This is a genomic window from Priestia sp. YIM B13552, assembly GCF_042787775.1.
Lineage (GTDB): Bacteria > Bacillota > Bacilli > Bacillales > Bacillaceae_H > Priestia > Priestia megaterium_E.
Genome location: NZ_JBHZOU010000004.1, coordinates 149556 through 167672, shown reverse-complemented (window position 1 = coordinate 167672; position 18117 = coordinate 149556). Strand labels below are relative to the sequence as shown.

The window sequence follows — 18117 nt, the reverse complement described above, 5'->3', positions numbered from 1 at the left end:
CTTTTTTACTTGTCCTCTTTTTTTATTAGATCATTCGACACAAAAAAATAAGTGTAAATCATTATCCAGCTACTGATAAAGATACAAAAAGCGCAATAAATAGCGTTTTTTGAATAAAAAGGTATTTTTATAGCGAAAAAGACCCTTTACTTTCTCTTTAAATTCCAGCATATTTATACATATAATATTTTTGTAATTTAATAGACATATTGGAAAAATAAACACGAAACATTTACATAATTAGGGGGATTTATTAATGAAAAAAAGGCAGCTCGCTTTATCTCTAGGCGCCATTGTTGGCGGGACATTTTTATATCAAGCTTCAGCTGAAGCATCTGCTTCAACTGTTCAAGTGAAAGCTGGAGATACACTTTGGTCATTATCTACCAAATACCATACAACGGTAGACGTCTTAAAAAGCGTAAATAAGTTATCTTCAAATACAATTCACATAGGACAAACGTTATCGATTCCTTCTGCTTCAACCTCTCAACCATCTAATAAGGAAGAAAAGCCTTCAGCTCCTGCTACTGGTTCGACCTATAAAGTTCAAAGCGGCGATACCCTTTGGAAAGTTGCTACTCGTTTTAATATGAGCGTAGAAGAATTAAAACGTTTGAACGCTCTTTCTTCTAACATTATTTATATTAACCAAACGTTAAAAGTAAATGGAAGCAATAGCGCATCGACTCCAACTACGAGTAAACCAGCAGAAACTCCTTCTAAGGATGCAAACGGAACTTACAAAGTTCAGCGTGGAGATAGCTTATCTAAAATAGCTTCGACATTTCACATGAGCGTCAGTGAGCTAAAACAAATAAACGGATTAACGTCTAATACGATTTATGTAAATCAACAATTAAAGGTATCAAAAAGCAGCCAAACAACTACGCCAACAACAAAACCAAGTACATCCACACCTTCAACTTCTAACGGAACATTAAATGTATCGCAAATGATTTCAGATGCAAAACGTTATATAGGTGTTCCTTACAAATGGGGTGGCACGACTCCTTCTGGTTTTGACTGCAGCGGATTCATTTATTACGTAACGAAACAACAAATTTCTACAACGCGCTATACGACGGCTGGTTATTGGAGTGTATCAACACCTGTCAGTAATCCACAGCCTGGAGACTTAGTGTTTTTTAATACATATTCTAGCGGTCCTACACATATGGGCATTTACCTTGGTAATCGTCAATTTATTCATGCTGGATCTTCTACGGGTGTAACCATTGCAAGCATAGATAACAGCTACTGGAGCAAGCGCTACTTAGGTGCAAAAAGATTTTCTAAATAATTGATAGAAGCTGAAACAAAATTATGTTAGTTAAAGGAAGATCCGAACGAGTTTGATTCTTGATGAAGAATCAAACTCGTTCGGATCTTTTCATTGGTAGGGTGGACGTAGGTTTTCTAGCTGTTGAGCGGAGGGCAAAGCGAAGACTCCTGCAAGAAAAGCAGAATAGATGAGACCGTACGCAAGTGACGAGGAGGCTCATCGGCCGTCTGCGAAAAGCGAAGTCTTGCACGGAAATCAACAGTCGTGTAACAAGTGACCTATACTAGCTCATCCCATTTGTTTGTCTTTAGATTGCATTAATTCAGTCACGTTTCAATCTCTTATATACAGAAAAAAACCGTTAAATGATTTAACGGATGAAATAGAGGAATAGTTCGAGGATAGTAAATACTTTAATTTTCTCTCTTGAGAATATAGAAAGAGCCTTGTTGCTCTTAAAGAGGATCTATCTTCTATTATGATAGATAAGAGGACTTAGAACCTTAGCTGAACTAATCACCCCCTTTCATGCTAGATAACAACTTCATTCTTCTTGCTGATTTGAATCAAATGAAGAAGAACCGGATGGCTTTCCACTTAAAAACTTAACAGCATCAGCCACAACGTCGGTCATATATACTCGTTGCTGAAGATTATTTTCAAATGTGCGCGTTTGTACACGCCCTACCACACCTACAACCGCTCCTTTATCACAGTAAGCAGCCGTATTTTCTGCATTTTTTCTCCACAGAGTAATATTGACAAAATCAGCATCATATTCACCTTCAACATTTCGAAACGTTCGATTAATTGCTAAAGTAATAGTAGATACTGCAATCCCTTCATGGGTATATCGAAGCTCAGGTTTTTTTGTCAGTCTTCCTACAAGAACAATATGGTTAATCATAGTCTACCACTCCAACTGATTGAATAATGGGAATCTTTAAGCTCATTCATGTTATAATATGGATAACCTACTATTTACGCAAAGGAGGAAATATCAATGAAAACATTTAAACTTGTGTCATTTCAATTGGTTGATGATCAAGAAAAACGTCAGTCTGTCTCACTAACTAATGGCCTTATTATTAATAAAGAAGACGGCGAAAATAACTGGATTTTAGAAGCAGTTATCGATAAGAAATGGTACGATGAATTTCATGTTTTGTTGAAAGATAAACAAAAAATGACGGTAGAAGCTAAAATTACGAAAGAAACAAATGATCCGGCTACCTTTATAGCTACCGTGGCTTCCATTACTTCAATTGGTGAAAATCGTATTAGTTTGTTGATGAAAGGTGTTTTAAAAGAACGGAGACTTCATTATGCTGAAATGCTCTTAGAGGATTTAATTAACCAAGGATTATCAGGTCAAGATTTACTTCAACAGTTCAAACTGCAGCTTCGGAACAGACCGATAAAAAGTACATCTAAAAAATAAGTCAAGTCATCTTAAGGTGTCTGGATTTAAAAGAGAGGATTATTGTTTGCGGTCTTTTTCGTTGGTCCATGAGAAGGATAAAGAAAAGAGAACTCACTGGGGAGGTACCTTTCTTTTTTTCCTAAAAATAAATGATCACAACTAGAACGTTTGAAGCGATTATCTCTTGCGCGAGCGCCTTGCCTTTTCAAATAAAAATTTGTCATTTTTTCACTCCTTTTTCTTTGTAATTCGTATATTAATGCATTTTTCCCCGTTATTCAACCATTTTTTTCAATATACCGAACAAAAAATAGGATTTTTTTACTATAAAAACCTCTATTTTTGTTCTTTTTTTATATATATATGCAGAAAAATGAATCTTTTTAGAGAAAAAAAAGAAATAAAAACAGGTTTTATTCCCTTTATTGCAGAAGGTAAAGTGTATATGTTTCATATTGTGTAAATTCAGCATGTTACAAAGAACATGAACTACATTCGAACAATAAGACATATACTTATCTTTACGAAATCAGGTGATGCATATGAAAGGTTTGGGAGAAAGAATTAAACATTTTAGACTAAAAGGAGGGTTTTCACAAGAAGAATTAGCAAATCAGTTGAATGTTTCTCGTACAACTATTTCAAAATGGGAATGTTCGAAACAAACGCCTTCCATTTTTGATTTTCTATCTCTATGTAATTGTTTTCAAATTACGCTGGACCAACTTATTGATCCTTCCTCTTATAAACAAGATTATTTACATGACTTCCAACTTCTTTACTTAACAAGAAAACGTGAATCAGATTCACAAGACGATACCATTTTAACCCTCATAGATAAACAGCCCTTATTGAAACATGTGCTCTTACAATTTTCATCTCTGTCACCAACTCTTCAAAAAGAGTTGCTAACGGATATTATACCTTTATTAAAGAAACTTTTTTCTGCTTTGCAGCGCCAATAAAAAAAAGCTGCATCAGCAGCTCTTATGTACTATTCTTTTTTATCGCCTAAAGCAAACATAATATCTGTTTCGCAGACTAACTCTCCATCTACAGTTGCGATACCTTTTCCTTTGCCAATAGATCCACGTGCACGTACAATTTCAACCTCTAAACGTAGTTGATCACCAGGTCTTACTTGCTTTTTAAAACGGCAGTTGTCAATGCCTGCAAAAAATGCTAAACGTCCTTGGTTTTCTTCTTTTTTTAGCATAGCTACTGCTCCTACCTGAGCCAAAGCTTCTACAATTAAAACCCCTGGCATCACAGGATAGTCAGGGAAATGCCCGTTGAAAAATTCTTCATTGGCAGATACGTTTTTTAAACCAACTGCTTTTTTTCCCTCTTCCACTTCTAAAATACGATCGACCAATAAAAATGGATATCGGTGTGGAATAATTTCTTTAATTTGTTCAATATCAAGCATAAATAAGTCTCCTTTCAAACCGCATGTAACATACGATACTATTATCAATATACAGAATGCTCAATTGAGAAGCAACTACTTGCTTAAGCTCTGATTCCATTAACCAAGCCCATCATTTGATCTGCAATTGAAATAGAGCGGGAATTAAATTGATACGCACGTTGAGCAATGGACATATCAGTGAGTTCTTTGCTCAAATCTACATTTGACTGTTCCAGTTTTCCTTGCTCTACGCCTGCTGTTTCTCGAGGTTTTCCAGTCAAATCTGTAAACATATTCGGTTGGTTCATCCCTGCTGGAAAGGCAAATAGATTTTCTCCTTTAGCTTCTAGCACCTGCGGCTTTTGGACATTTGTTAACCCAAGGGTAAACTGGTCAACGCCCGTATTCGTAGTAACCGTTACCGTTCCACTTCCATCAATTTGTATATCTTTGAACGCGTTACTGAAAATAATAGCTTGACCATTTTCCCCCAGCACATCCTGACCAGAACCGTTTACTAATTTAACATTGTTCGGGCCTTCGGGGCTAAGATGAAAAGAACCATCTCGCGTATATTGTACAGGCTGTTGGGAATCTTTTACGGCAACTTGAAAATAAACGTTTGGATTAGATGCAGCTACATCTAATAGTTTATCTGTATTCTGAAAAGCACCCTGCGTCATATTCAAGCTCGTTTGATCTAAATAAGCGCCTGTGCCTTGCCGAATTCCGGCTGGCGTAAGCCGCTTTTCTGTTCCCTTGTCTTCTTGATTGTTTACTTGTTGATACAGCATATCATTAAATGAAGCATCTCTCGCTTTATATCCTGTCGTATTTGTATTAGATAGATTATGACCAATGACATCAAGTTGCTGCTGCAGCTGTCCCATCGTATTGGCCGCTGTTATCATTGTACGGTTCATCCTTCTCATCTCCCCTGTTGCTTTTAGCGCACACGCCCAATTTCATTTGCCGCTTTATCCATGCTCCTATCGTAAGCTTGCATTATTTTTTGATTTGCCTCAAAAGCTCTGTAAGCCGTTAGTAAATCAGTCATACTTTGAGCAGCATCTACATTGGAACGTTCAACAAATCCTTGCTTTAACTGATAAGAAATGCCTGGGTTATTCCTTGCTGAAGGCAAGGACTGATTGTTCAGCGTTTCATACAATCCATTCCCTGTCTTTTTAATCGTTTGTAAATCACTAGCATAAGCAATATCGATTTGTGCAACCTGCTGATTATTTTCTGTTACGTTACCTTGTGAATCAACTGTAAAGTTTTCACTTTTTAGTTGGATTGGTTGATTATTTGTATTTAATACATAAGCTCCGGTAGACGTAGTTAAAAAACCTTCCTGATCTAATGTAAAATTACTGTTTCTTGTATATTGAGGCGTATTATCAGGGCTTTGTACCACAAAAAATAGTCCGCCCTCTTTTGTAGGCATATTTTGCTCCATCAATGCAATATCAGTTGATTGAGATGTTTGCTGAAGATCACCTTGTGTAAAATTTGGAACTGTTTCTTGCATATACACGCCTGTATTAATCGCACCTATGTCTTTTTTGTTCTGAACAGAGATGCTACGTTCAGTAGGTAAATCTTCAGATTCCATTCGCTGCAGCAACATATCAGGAAATGCCTTTAACGTACCTTGATCTGCTTTAAATCCTGGCGTATTAGCATTTGCTATGTTATTCGTTAATAAGTCAGTTTGACGCTGTTGAGACAGCATACCGGCTGCTGCCGTGTAAAACCCTTTAAACATACTTCATCCTCCTTACAAGTAAACGTTGTTCGTTAGAGCTAGCTCACAGAGTATACTAGATAAAAGAAGAGACTCCTCTGTATGAAACGAGCCAATAGAGGAGTCTTCATTTATTTAAACAATATTGCGACGAGATAGTTTATCAATATTATCGAGCATAATACCTGTTCCAACAGCTACACAACCCATTGGATTTTCTGCAATTAGCACAGGCACCTTTAATTCTTCCGCTAACAGCTGATCCATACCGTGAAGCAATGCTCCACCGCCAGTTAAAATAACGCCTCTGTCTATAATATCGGCAGAAAGTTCGGGAGGTGTACGCTCTAATACACTTTTCGAAGCTTGTACAATGACGCTGACAGACTCTCTAAGCGCCTCCTCTACTTCTTCAGAATAAACAGTAACCGTACGTGGTAGGCCTGAAACCATGTCTCGCCCTCGAATGTCCAGCTCTTCATTACGAGCTTTAGGAAACACCGTACCAATTTTCACTTTAATTTCTTCTGCTGTACGCTCTCCAATTAAGAGCTTATATTTTTGCTTAATGTACTGCAAAATTTCGGCATCAAAACGATCACCAGCCATCTTAATAGAAGCTGCTGTTACGATATCGCCCATTGAAAGGACGGCCACATCGGTTGTACCTCCACCAATATCTACGACCATATTTCCGCTCGGCTGAAAGATATCCATTCCAGCGCCAATAGCCGCGACTTTTGGTTCTTCTTCCAAATAAATGGTTTTCCCACCGCTCTTTTCAGCAGCTTCGCGAATTGCTTTTTGTTCAACAGAAGTAATATTTGTTGGACAACAAATTAAAATGCGAGGCTTGGATAAAAAACCTTTTACATTTAATTTGTTAATAAAGTGTTTGAGCATAGACTCTGTAATTTCGAAGTCAGCGATAACACCATCTTTTAAGGGACGAATGGCAATAATATTACTGGGCGTTCTTCCTACCATACGTCTCGCTTCTTCCCCTACTGCTAGCACTCTATTTGTATTTTTATCAATCGCCACAACAGACGGTTCATTTAACACAATTCCTTTGCCTTTAACGTGAATTAAGACGTTAGCTGTACCTAAATCGATACCAATGTCTTTTGCTAACATACCTTAAATCCTCCTTCTATTTACATATCTTTGCATGATAACCATTCTTTTTTCCTAATTTACTATTTTATCACAATTTGTATATGTATGTTGTTATTAGCAAAAATATTTATTATATACCTATTTTATCCAAAAAATAAAATGCCCTATACTACCTCTATAAAAAAGGCAATATTGGGCATTTTTTCATTTTACAGTTTCTTCTTCCTTTTTGTACTTTAATTTTGTTGCTTCTCCTCCACGCAAATGCCGAATAGATTTATGATAATCAAGAATTTCTTTTACTTCATTTGCTAACTCAGGATTTATTTCTGGTAGACGCTCTGTTAAATCTTTATGGACAGTACTTTTCGAAACGCCAAATTCTTTCGCAATTACACGAACTGTTTTCTTTGTTTCTACAATATACTTTCCAATCTTGATAGTTCTCTCTTTGATGTAATCGTGCACACTACTCGCCCTCCCCAAATTGGATATGAGAAGTATCCAAGGGAATGTATATATTATCCCTTTTCTAACATTCTCTTTATAGGTTTGTAACAGTTTATTAGCTTGTGTGCAGATATATGCTAGAAAAGTCAGTAAGGACAAGTGATTTCTTATATTTTTTTGAAAATTTAGTGTTTTTTATTTACTTTTTTAACATAATGCATCTCATTTTAGAAAAATTCATAAAAAAAGAAGCTCGATTTTATCCAGCTTCTTTTCGTATTTATGGTCTTGCCTTATGCATTTGGTTTAGACGTATCTGTTGAAGGTTGTTTTGAATCTTTATCTTCTTTAGTCTTTTCATCAGATGATTTTTCGCTATCCTTTGATTCTTCAGAAGAAGAGTCGTCTTTTGGTTCTGTCACTTCAGCTGCTTTGACTTCTTTGATAGAACTAACAGATTTTCCAAAATAACTGCTTGGATTAATTGCTACACCATCTTTACGAACTTCAAAATGCACATGTGTTTTTGCTTCTTGATTATATAAGCTTTTTCCAGCTTTTGCGATCGTTTGGCCTTGTTTAACAATATCTCCTACTTCTACATCAGCTTTCTCAAGAGATTGATACTGTGTGACTAAACCATCTTTGTGATCAATTTCTACTACATAACCTAGTAAAGGATCTTTTGTTGCTTTTGTTACTGTACCGCTAGCTGCTGCTACAACATCAAATGATTTATCTCCCTTAACAGCTAAGTCAACACCTGTGTTTGGATGATACGTATTGTTGTAGAAAACTAGTGCTTCTTCTTGCTGTTTTTCAGATGCTTGATCGTCGTAGAAAGGCTTTTTCACGATTGCTGATGCTTCACTAGCGACTGGCATTTTTAAATTTTCAAGTGAAGCATTTACCTCTACAGCGTCGTCTCGATAAGCCGTACCGTCTTGGCTATAGCCGCTTTTGTCTTCTTTGCTAATATCGTTTCCATTAGCTTGAAACCAAAGGACTGCTGTAAGAATAATTGCTGCACTCGCTAAATAGATAGCCGGGAACACCCAACGCTTTCTAACTAATTTTTGAACTTTCGATTTTGGAGAAGTACGTTTCTTTTCTTCCTCTCTCATATATCATCACCTCAGCAATCAGTCTGAACACAATTGAATGAATATATACACAGCGATAAAAAATTTTTTTCGATTATTTTTCAACAGATGAATCTAAAATATACATTTTATTTAAAAAAAGTGAAAACCATAAAAAAAGACCCTGATATAAGGGTCTTTGAATTAGCGTTTAGCTGTCAATTGTGCAACAAACTGATCGTTAGGGGTAATCGCAACACCTGTATAATAATGAGTAACAATATCTTTATACGTTTTTCCTTCCAGTGCCATACCATTTGCTCCGTACTGACTCATCCCAATACCATGTCCATATCCTTTTGTGTTGATGATAATTTCATTACCTTTTTTTGTCCAATGAAAGTCGGCTGACGATAAACCCAATTTTTCCCGAACATCTTTTCCCGACAGTTCTTTACCGTTTATCTTTACGTAATCTACGCGCTGCCCCGGCGTTCTAGAGACGATTTCACCTACTGATCCACTGTTTGTTAATTTCACTCCAAGCCTCTGTTCAAAGCTAGCAACAGACATTACTTTCTGATTTGTAAATTCTGGGGACTTTTTATCCCATGGACTAGCTACACTTTTTAGATAAGGAATGGAATTCTTCCAATACGCCTCTGAATTTTCAGTGTAACCATTGCTTGTAGAAAAGAACGTAGCATTAATTGGCTTATTTTTATACGTAAGAATTTGACCTTGGGTGTCTTTCACTGCTTCTTGAATTTTTTTGATTTTCCAATCATAGTCTTTGTTCCATCTGCTTCTTAGCTCATCTTTATTTAAATATACTTGGTACTCTACGGTATCAGTCACATCCGCTCCTTGGGGAAGATGACTATTTCCATTCATCATAGTTTGTACAATATAGGTTCTGGCTGCCAAACTTTGAGCCTTAAGTGCTTCAAGCTCAAAAGTAGCAGGCATTTCAGCTGCTACTACCCCTACAAGATAGTCTTCGAGCGGCAGTTTTTCTACTTTTTTCGTTTCCGTACGATAAACACTGACGTCAAGAGGAGACGCTGTCACTTTTTGTAGTTTTTCGGTTTGTGGGGTCTGTTTGACATTTTCATGTAGCTTTCCATCTGTCTTTTCAGTAAAAGGAACAACGAGAAGTGTTGGGATGAGTAACACAACGAAAAAAAAGATGACTCCTAGTACGACGATTGGCTTTGCTTGTTTCATGAACGCCTAGCCTCCATATCTATTATTTTGACAAGGAACACCTATATCCCTATATTCCATATGTATGGAGGTGGACAACCTTTTATGACAGCAAACCGGCCATAAGGGTCGTCCAACGACAAAAAAAGCATCTCGCTATGAGATGCTTTTTTTATGACATATTTATTTCACGTCTGAAGCCTGTTGAGTTTGTTCTACTTGCTTTGTTTCGTCATTTACACGTTCAATATCAGCACCTAAAGCGGCTAATTTATTGTGGAAATTTACATAACCACGATCAAGGTGTTTTAATTCCGTTACACGCGTATAGCCGTCTGCTACAAGTCCTGCTAATGTTAACGCTGCTGCTGCACGAAGATCTGTTGCTGCTACTTCAGCGCCTTGTAGTTGAGAAGGTCCGTTAATAATAACAGAGCGCCCTTCAATTTTAATATCAGCGTTCATGCGGCGAAACTCTTCTACGTGCATAAAGCGGTTTTCAAAAACTGTTTCTGTAATCATACTTGTGCCTTCTGCTGCTAATAATAATGCCATCATTTGAGATTGCATATCCGTAGGGAAACCTGGATGAGGCATTGTTTTAATATCTACTGATTTTAGCTTTTCAGGTCCTACAACGCGTAAGCCGTCGCCTTCTTCAGTAATTTCAACACCCATTTCTTCCATTTTAGCAACAAGTGAACTGATGTGCTCTGCTACTGCACCGCGTACAAGTACGTTTCCACCTGTAATAGCTGCTGCTACCATGAATGTTCCAGCTTCGATGCGATCTGGAATAATTGCATGTTCTGCACCATATAATTTATTAACACCTTCAATACGGATCGTACCAGTTCCTGCACCGCGAACTTTAGCGCCCATTGCGTTTAAGAAGTTTGCTAAGTCGACAATCTCAGGTTCTTTTGCTACGTTTTCCATAATTGTAGTGCCTTCCGCTAATGCTGCTGCCATCATAATATTTTCTGTGGCACCTACACTTGGGAAGTCTAAATAAATTTTAGCACCTTTTAGTCTTCCTTCAACTTTTGCATCAATAAAACCATTTCCTACTTGAACTTTAGCACCCATTGCTTCAAAGCCTTTAAGATGCTGGTCAATCGGTCTTGATCCAATCGCACATCCGCCAGGTAAAGCTACACGAGCCTCACCTGTACGCGCCAATAAAGGACCCATTACAAGTACTGAAGCGCGCATTTTTCTTACATATTCAAAAGGTGCATCTGTTTTTAACTCTCTTGATGCATCTACAACTACACGATTTGTTTCAAAATCTACTTCTGCATTCAGATGTCTTAAAACTTCGCCAATCGTAAATACATCGGAGAGAGCTGGTACATCATTTAGAATTGTTTTTCCTTCACTAGCTAATAAGGTTGCAGTGATAATAGGTAAAACGGCGTTTTTTGCTCCTTCAACTTTAACTGTACCGCTTAATCTATTTCCACCGCGGACGATGATTTTTTCCAAGGTATTCCCCTCCGCGTCCATTTTCTCTATATTAATATTCAGACGTAATGATAGGTGTGCCAACAACTATGGTTGTTTGACCGCCCATTCTTGTCTTGCGTAATGCAATTTGTAAGTTCATTTCCTGCTTTTTCGTTTGAAGAGCTTCTTTCCACAGTCCAGTATATGCTGAAACAGAGGTAAATGACTCTTCCACTAGAGATTCCACTGGTTTAGCATTGAAAGCTCGTAATAGGTCTTGAATTTCAACAGACAAAACACTTTCCATCTTATCATTGATTTCCCCTGTTGCACAAGAGAAAATTATGGGTTCTGATAGGAAAATTTTTTCATAATTTGTCTGAAATACATTTTGAAAATGGGTCATATTTTTTTCTTTTAAACCTTGTCCCGTTACATGATACGATATGTACGCATTGCTGTGTTCATCGATCGCATAAGTTAACAGAATGACTTCGTTCACATCTTCACTTTTGCGTGTACCTATTGCTTTCCATAGGTCTCTTTCCCTCTTCACTTCCCATTTAAAACCTCTAAAATTACTTTTAATAATTTTAGCTTGCGAATAAAAGGTTTTTTGGTCAGTAACAGCTTTTACTTCTTCTCTTGCATACAACGATACTTCAGTTAACGAAACATGCTGCTTATTTAAGGTGTGAACAATCTTCTCAATAGTAGTTTCATTGTTTTGGGCATTGCTCACATAACTTCCATGATATACGAATAAGCCAGTAATGAAAATAGCCAAAAAGACACTAATTTTTTTAAACATTTCGCCACTCCCTCTCCGTACTCACCAGTCTTTCCAGAAGGCGATGATACATACATGAAAAGGGTCGTCATATTTAGACATAGCGACATACATTAGCGTATAAATTCGTATATCTTCAATGAATGAACGTCTATTTTATCATAGACTCATAGCTTGCCAATCATTGAAAAAATGAGGGAATGCGCTGTGACCAAAATAAATAATCCAAAAAGAAATTACTTACTGTTGATGAAATCGTAATGGTCAATAAAATAAGCATTAATTTTGCTTGAAACACATGATTAGGTTTCATCAGCTTTTCAATTTGAAAGCCTTGCAAAGCATACCAAGTAATCACAATAAAAATCAAATGTGAAATCATGGTTAGTAACGTTTGCTGTTCAATTCCTCCAAACAATAAAAGCACTCCTTTTAAACACCATATGAAAAGAAGAGACGATCATCGTCTCTTCTTTTCATATTAAAGCACACTTATGCAAATTCGTAAACGGTAACATGAAAAACATTTATTTTATTCCCTATTTTAAGATCCTTTTCCATTATTGAGCAAAATAAAGAAGATCGATGCGCTTAGTTGAATGGAATATATAATCATAGATGAATGCTATTTGCTCTTCCCCTTTTATATAATAGAGCAAAAAAGCCCTCTCATTCGTTTGAGAGGGCTTTTTTTAGAACTTACGTTGACTAATATCTAAACGATTGACTGCCCGTTTTAAGGCAATTTCAGCACGCTTAACATCAACGTCGTCTTGTTTGCTATCAAGGCGCATTTCAGCGCGCTTTTTCGCTTCTTCTGCACGAGCTACGTCAATCTCTTCAGCTGTTTCAGCAGCCTGTGCAAGAATTGTTACTTTGTCAGGTCTTACTTCAAGAAATCCTCCGCTAACAGCCACAAGTTCTGTACTGCTTGCTTTCTTCAAGCGGACGGCTCCAATTTGTAAAGGAGCAACCATCGGAATATGGCCATGTAAAATACCAAGCTCACCGCTCTGTGCTCGGGTACTTACCATTTCCACTTCTGATTCGTAAACTGGGCCATCAGGAGTCACTACACTGACATGGATTGTCTTCATTTAAAAAACCTCCTATGTCCCTTAAATTAAACTTCTACTCCCATACGTTTCGCATTTTCAATAACTTCTTCAATGCGACCAACTAAACGGAACGCATCTTCAGGTAAATGATCGTATTTACCTTCCAAGATCTCTTTAAATCCTTTAACAGTTTCTTTTACAGGAACATAAGAACCTTTTTGACCTGTAAATTGTTCTGCTACGTGGAAGTTTTGAGACAAGAAGAATTGAACGCGACGAGCACGTTGTACAACAAGTTTATCTTCATCAGATAACTCATCCATACCTAGGATTGCAATGATATCTTGTAACTCTTTATAACGCTGTAACGTTTGTTGAACTTGACGCGCAATTGCATAGTGCTCTTCTCCAACAATTTCAGGAGATAAAGCGCGAGATGTAGATGCTAATGGATCTACCGCAGGGTAAATACCCATCTCTGATAATTTACGCTCTAAGTTTGTTGTTGCATCTAAGTGAGCAAATGTTGTCGCTGGAGCTGGATCCGTATAGTCATCGGCTGGTACGTAAATCGCTTGAATCGATGTTACAGAACCTACGCTTGTTGACGTGATACGCTCTTGAAGCTGACCCATTTCTGTCGCTAATGTTGGCTGATAACCTACTGCTGATGGCATACGGCCAAGTAATGCTGATACTTCTGAACCCGCTTGTGTGAAACGGAAGATATTATCAATAAAGAATAATACGTCTTGACCTTGTTCGTCACGGAAGTATTCTGCCATTGTTAATCCTGTTAATGCAACACGTTGACGTGCACCAGGTGGCTCATTCATTTGTCCAAATACCATAGCCGTCTTCTTAATAACACCAGAATCTGTCATTTCATGGTATAAGTCATTACCTTCACGCGTACGCTCACCTACACCAGCGAATACTGAAATACCGCCGTGCTCTTGAGCAATGTTATTGATTAATTCTTGAATTAATACTGTTTTACCTACACCGGCACCACCGAATAGACCGATTTTTCCACCTTTAATGTAAGGAGCTAATAAGTCTACTACTTTAATACCTGTTTCAAGAATTTCAGCTTGTGTAGATAGATTTTCGAACTTTGGTGCTTGACGGTGGATTGGATCACGACGTGCACCTGCATCGATTGGGGCGTCTAAGTCGATTTTTTCACCTAATACGTTAAATACACGACCTAACGTAACGTCACCAACTGGTACTGAGATTGCTGCACCTGTATCTTCTACTTCTAATCCACGAACTAAGCCGTCAGTGGATGACATTGCTACTGTACGAACTGTGTTATCACCTAAGTGAATCGCAACTTCTAATGTTAATTCGATTGCAACTTCACTTGCACTGCTCGGTTTATGTGAAATTTTAAGGGCGTTATAAATTGCCGGAAGGTGTCCGTTGTCAAACTTTACGTCTACAACTGGACCCATGATTTGAGTAACGCGTCCTTTTGTCATCGTGTTCCCTCCTAACTTGCTTTTCCATTAAACTTTCTATTCTAACGCTGCCGCTCCGCCAACAATTTCCGTAATTTCCTGGGTAATTGCCGCTTGACGTGCACGGTTATATGACAATGTAAGATTATTGATAAGATCTTTTGCGTTGTCTGTTGCACTTTTCATCGCTGTCATACGAGCAGCATGCTCACTTGCTTTTCCATCAAGCAGGCCGCCGTAAATTAAACTCTCTGCATACTGAGGAAGTAATACTTCTAAAATCTCTTCTTGTGATGGTTCAAATTCATAACCAACAAGTTTACCAGAAGGTTGAAGATCTGTTAGAGGCAATAGCTTCTTCTCCGTCACTTCTTGTGAAATCGTATTGATAAAGTGATTGTAGTATAAGTAAAGTTCATCAAACGTACCGTCTGCAAACATTTGAACTGTTTGTGAAGCGATTCCTTGAATGTCAGCAAAAGCTGGCTGATCTGCTAAGCCTGTGATTTCAAGCAAAACCGGAATACCGCGTTTTACGAAGAAATCTCTCCCTACTCGTCCAATTGCAATCACACCGTATTCATCAGGTGATTGATGGCGTTCTTCAATAGCTTGAGATACTTTTCGCAAAATATTACTGTTATATGCTCCTGCTAGACCGCGATCTGAAGTGATTACGATGTAACCAGTCTTCTTCACACTGCGCGCAGTTAGCATTGGATGTGAAGCGCCTCTGCTGCCTAGGGCTACGCTTGAGACTACTTCTTGAATTTTTTCCATGTATGGAACAAACGATTTTGCATTTTGTTCCGCTCTATTCAGCTTTGCAGCTGAAACCATTTCCATTGCTTTCGTAATCTGGCTCGTTTTTTTCGTCGATGTGATTCGAGTTTGTATATCACGTAATGATGCCAAAGGTTTCACCACCTTGTTTTAGAAGATCACGTGGTATGAAAGGTGAACAAATGTTCACCTTCACCTTATTGAAAGATTGTCTTAACATACCATGCTGACAATATATTATTCAGATGCAATAAATGTTTTCTTGAATTCTTCAAGTGCTGATTCGAATACGCCAGCTTCAGGAAGTCCACCAGTTGTACGGATTGATTCAAGTACTTCTTTACGGTTTGACTCTAACCATGTTAAGTACTCGTCTTCAAAGCGCGTAATATCTGATACCGGAACATCATCTAAGAAGCCTTTTGTTAATGCGTAAAGCACAGCTACTTGTTTTTCTACGCGAAGCGGTTTGTGTAAACCTTGTTTTAAGATTTCAACTGTACGCGCTCCTCGATTTAATTTTGCTTGAGTTGCTTGGTCAAGATCAGAACCGAACTGAGCAAACGATTCAAGCTCACGATAAGATGCAAGGTCTAGACGCAGTGTACCTGCTACCTTTTTCATCGCTTTAATTTGTGCAGATCCCCCTACACGTGATACAGAAAGACCAGCATTAATCGCAGGACGTACGCCTGAGAAGAATAGATCTGACTGTAAGAAAATTTGTCCGTCTGTAATCGAAATTACGTTCGTTGGGATATAAGCAGATACGTCTCCTGCTTGCGTTTCAATAAATGGAAGAGCTGTTAATGAACCTCCACCTTTTGCGTCCGATAACTTTGCCGCACGCTCTAATAAACGAGAGTGCAGGTAGAATACATCCCCTGGATACGCTTCACGACCCGGAGGACGGCGTAATAGTAATGAAAGTTCACGATAAGCTGATGCTTGTTTTGTTAAGTCATCGTAAATAACAAGTACGTGCTTACCGTTATACATAAACTCTTCACCCATTGTTACCCCAGCGTATGGCGCTAAGAATAATAGTGGAGCTGGTTGTGAAGCTGATGCTGTTACAACGATTGTGTAATCTAGAGCACCGTGTTTACGCAATGTCTCTACTACGTTACGAACTGTTGATTCTTTTTGGCCAATCGCTACATAGATACATACCATATCTTGATCTTTTTGATTTAAGATTGTATCGATTGCTACCGATGTTTTACCCGTTTGGCGGTCACCGATAATTAACTCACGCTGTCCACGACCGATCGGCACAAGTGCGTCAATCGCCTTGATACCTGTTTGAAGCGGCTCATGTACTGATTTACGATCCATAACGCCAGGTGCAGCACCTTCAATTGGACGTGTTTTTGTTGTTTCTACTGGGCCTAGTCCGTCTACTGGCTGACCTAATGAGTTAACAACACGACCGATTAACTGCTCCCCTACCGGAACTTCCATGATGCGTCCTGTACGGCGAACTTCATCACCTTCACGAATTTCCGTATATGGTCCTAAAATAATGATACCTACATTGTTTTCTTCTAAGTTTTGTGCCATTCCCATGACACCATTTGAAAATTCAACCAGTTCTCCAGCCATGACATTGTCGAGGCCATGAGCACGTGCGATACCGTCCCCAACTTGGATAACAGTACCTACATCACTCACTTTAATCTCAGACTGATAGTTTTCAATTTGCTGCTTGATCAGCGCACTAATTTCTTCAGCTTTGATGCTCATGAATTTCACCCCTATCTACGATCTGTGTGCAAGAAGTCCTCGTTGGATCGTTTCTAATTTGCTGCTAATGCTGCCATCATAGATACGATTACCAATGCGAAGCTTCACGCCGCCGATTAGGCTTTTATCTACTATATTTGAAATATTTAACGTATGTTTTCCAACTTTAGAAGCAAATGATTGCGAGATTGCTCTTTTCTCATCTGCACTTAAAGGTTTGACAGAATAAACAGTTGCATCTGCCACGCCACGTACTTCGTTCGCTAGGAAACGATACTCTTGTACCATTTCGCTAACAATTTGAATGCGGTGACGCTCTAATAATAGAAGAACCGTATGTTGAACAGTTGGTGAAAGTTCAGCAAATGCCTCACTTACAAACTGTTTTTTTCGCTCAATTGTAATTTTTGGATGAGTTAATACATCCATTAATTCAGGTGTTTTAGCAAACACCTCTTCAACGATTTGTAGCTGGTCTTGCATTTCATCGATCATCTGTTTTTCTGTTGCTAATTGAAAAAGAGCTAGTGCATAGCGTTTGGCTACAGCTGGTTGACTCATCGTACATCCCCTACTTCTTGGATATATTCATGAATTAACTTCTCTTGATCTTGTTCAGAAAGTTCTTTTTCAATAACTTTCGACGCAATTAAAACAGATAATGAAGCAACTTGCTCACGTAACGCAGCAACTGCTTGATCTTTTTGCTGTTCGATTTCTTGTTTTGCTGCAGCTTTTAGACGCTCAGACTCTTCGCGTGCTGCCGCAATGATTTCTTCTTTTTTATCTTCTGCAGACTTTCTAGCGTTTTCCATCATTACTTGCACTTCTTGACGAGATTGCTTTAAGATTTCACGCTGCTCTTCAACAAGCTTCTTCGCTTCCTCATTTTGCTTTTCTGCTTCATCAATCTCACCGGCAATATGCTCTTCACGTTTTTTCATGATTCCCATTACAGGACCAAACGCGAATTTTTGAAGTAACGCAAGTAGGATAAGGAACATCACTAATTGGAAAAGAATATCTCCACCATTAATGCCTGCTGCTCCTAACACAAACATGTTCGACACGGCCATGTTCACTCCCTTCAGAGACTCCA

General features: G+C 38.2%; 20 protein-coding genes. 3 read left to right on the top strand and 17 right to left on the bottom strand.

The features are described from left to right. The first annotated feature begins 256 nt into the window (after positions 1-256). Positions 257-1303, top strand: a complete 1047-nt coding sequence (locus tag ACFX40_RS17895) for a C40 family peptidase (protein WP_377255776.1) — start codon at positions 257-259, stop codon at positions 1301-1303. A 526-nt stretch (positions 1304-1829) separates the two neighbouring features. Here the strand turns inward: ACFX40_RS17895 and ssb are convergent. Continuing rightward, the gene (ssb, locus tag ACFX40_RS17890) at positions 1830-2192 is read right to left on the bottom strand and encodes a single-stranded DNA-binding protein (RefSeq protein WP_014457774.1); all 363 of its coding nucleotides are present in this window, start codon (positions 2190-2192) and stop codon (positions 1830-1832) included. 96 nt (positions 2193-2288) lie between these two features. On the opposite strand from ssb, the gene ACFX40_RS17885 reads away from it, so the two are divergent. Both ACFX40_RS17885 and ACFX40_RS17880 read left to right on the top strand, forming a co-directional pair. Then, the gene (locus ACFX40_RS17885; RefSeq protein ID WP_014457773.1) at positions 2289-2726 is read left to right on the top strand and encodes a YwpF-like family protein; all 438 of its coding nucleotides are present in this window, start codon (positions 2289-2291) and stop codon (positions 2724-2726) included. 524 nt (positions 2727-3250) lie between these two features. Further along, on the top strand, positions 3251-3673 hold the full coding sequence (locus ACFX40_RS17880; RefSeq protein ID WP_028409692.1) for a helix-turn-helix domain-containing protein: 423 nt from the start codon (positions 3251-3253) through the stop codon (positions 3671-3673). A gap of 29 nt (positions 3674-3702) precedes the next feature. Here ACFX40_RS17880 and fabZ read toward each other — a convergent pair whose 3' ends face one another. The 16 genes from fabZ to ACFX40_RS17800 form a co-directional block, all read right to left on the bottom strand. Continuing rightward, positions 3703-4137: a 3-hydroxyacyl-ACP dehydratase FabZ gene (fabZ, locus tag ACFX40_RS17875; protein ID WP_013059788.1), complete on the bottom strand. Its 435-nt coding sequence runs from the start codon at positions 4135-4137 to the stop codon at positions 3703-3705. Between the two features lie 83 nt (positions 4138-4220). Further along, positions 4221-5042, bottom strand: coding sequence for a flagellar hook-basal body protein (locus ACFX40_RS17870; RefSeq protein ID WP_028409693.1), 822 nt, complete (start codon positions 5040-5042; stop codon positions 4221-4223). A gap of 23 nt (positions 5043-5065) precedes the next feature. Then, a complete protein-coding gene (locus tag ACFX40_RS17865; RefSeq protein WP_028409694.1) occupies positions 5066-5890 on the bottom strand; it encodes a flagellar hook-basal body protein in 825 nt (274 codons plus the stop codon). 114 nt (positions 5891-6004) lie between these two features. Next, a complete protein-coding gene (mreB, locus tag ACFX40_RS17860) occupies positions 6005-7006 on the bottom strand; it encodes a rod shape-determining protein (protein WP_013059791.1) in 1002 nt (333 codons plus the stop codon). A 186-nt stretch (positions 7007-7192) separates the two neighbouring features. Beyond that, positions 7193-7456 carry a sporulation transcriptional regulator SpoIIID gene (spoIIID, locus tag ACFX40_RS17855; protein WP_013059792.1) on the bottom strand — a complete coding sequence of 88 codons (264 nt, stop codon included), beginning with the start codon at positions 7454-7456 and terminating at the stop codon, positions 7193-7195. Between the two features lie 275 nt (positions 7457-7731). Continuing rightward, entirely contained in the window at positions 7732-8562 is an 831-nt protein-coding gene (gene spoIIQ / locus ACFX40_RS17850) for a stage II sporulation protein SpoIIQ (RefSeq protein WP_028409695.1), read from the bottom strand. A 162-nt stretch (positions 8563-8724) separates the two neighbouring features. After that, complete coding sequence (spoIID, locus tag ACFX40_RS17845) at positions 8725-9747, bottom strand: stage II sporulation protein D (RefSeq protein WP_028409696.1); 1023 nt, start codon at positions 9745-9747, stop codon at positions 8725-8727. A 162-nt stretch (positions 9748-9909) separates the two neighbouring features. Next, complete coding sequence (murA, locus tag ACFX40_RS17840) at positions 9910-11214, bottom strand: UDP-N-acetylglucosamine 1-carboxyvinyltransferase (protein WP_013059795.1); 1305 nt, start codon at positions 11212-11214, stop codon at positions 9910-9912. A gap of 31 nt (positions 11215-11245) precedes the next feature. Continuing rightward, the gene (locus ACFX40_RS17835; RefSeq protein ID WP_028409697.1) at positions 11246-11986 is read right to left on the bottom strand and encodes a YwmB family TATA-box binding protein; all 741 of its coding nucleotides are present in this window, start codon (positions 11984-11986) and stop codon (positions 11246-11248) included. A gap of 160 nt (positions 11987-12146) precedes the next feature. Continuing rightward, positions 12147-12383 (bottom strand): DUF1146 family protein, encoded by a 237-nt coding sequence (locus ACFX40_RS17830; protein ID WP_013059797.1) that lies wholly within the window; start codon positions 12381-12383, stop codon positions 12147-12149. A 274-nt stretch (positions 12384-12657) separates the two neighbouring features. Next, the gene (locus ACFX40_RS17825; protein WP_013059798.1) at positions 12658-13062 is read right to left on the bottom strand and encodes a F0F1 ATP synthase subunit epsilon; all 405 of its coding nucleotides are present in this window, start codon (positions 13060-13062) and stop codon (positions 12658-12660) included. 26 nt (positions 13063-13088) lie between these two features. Continuing rightward, positions 13089-14510, bottom strand: a complete 1422-nt coding sequence (gene atpD, locus ACFX40_RS17820; RefSeq protein WP_013059799.1) for a F0F1 ATP synthase subunit beta — start codon at positions 14508-14510, stop codon at positions 13089-13091. 36 nt (positions 14511-14546) lie between these two features. Continuing rightward, positions 14547-15404, bottom strand: a complete 858-nt coding sequence (locus ACFX40_RS17815) for a F0F1 ATP synthase subunit gamma (protein WP_013059800.1) — start codon at positions 15402-15404, stop codon at positions 14547-14549. Positions 15405-15509: 105 nt separating this feature from the next. Beyond that, complete coding sequence (gene atpA, locus ACFX40_RS17810) at positions 15510-17018, bottom strand: F0F1 ATP synthase subunit alpha (RefSeq protein WP_013085461.1); 1509 nt, start codon at positions 17016-17018, stop codon at positions 15510-15512. A gap of 15 nt (positions 17019-17033) precedes the next feature. Further along, positions 17034-17579 (bottom strand): F0F1 ATP synthase subunit delta, encoded by a 546-nt coding sequence (locus ACFX40_RS17805; protein ID WP_050690856.1) that lies wholly within the window; start codon positions 17577-17579, stop codon positions 17034-17036. Further along, complete coding sequence (locus ACFX40_RS17800) at positions 17576-18094, bottom strand: F0F1 ATP synthase subunit B (RefSeq protein ID WP_013085463.1); 519 nt, start codon at positions 18092-18094, stop codon at positions 17576-17578. The genes ACFX40_RS17805 and ACFX40_RS17800 overlap by 4 nt, the downstream gene beginning before the upstream one ends. Positions 18095-18117: the final 23 nt, after the last annotated feature.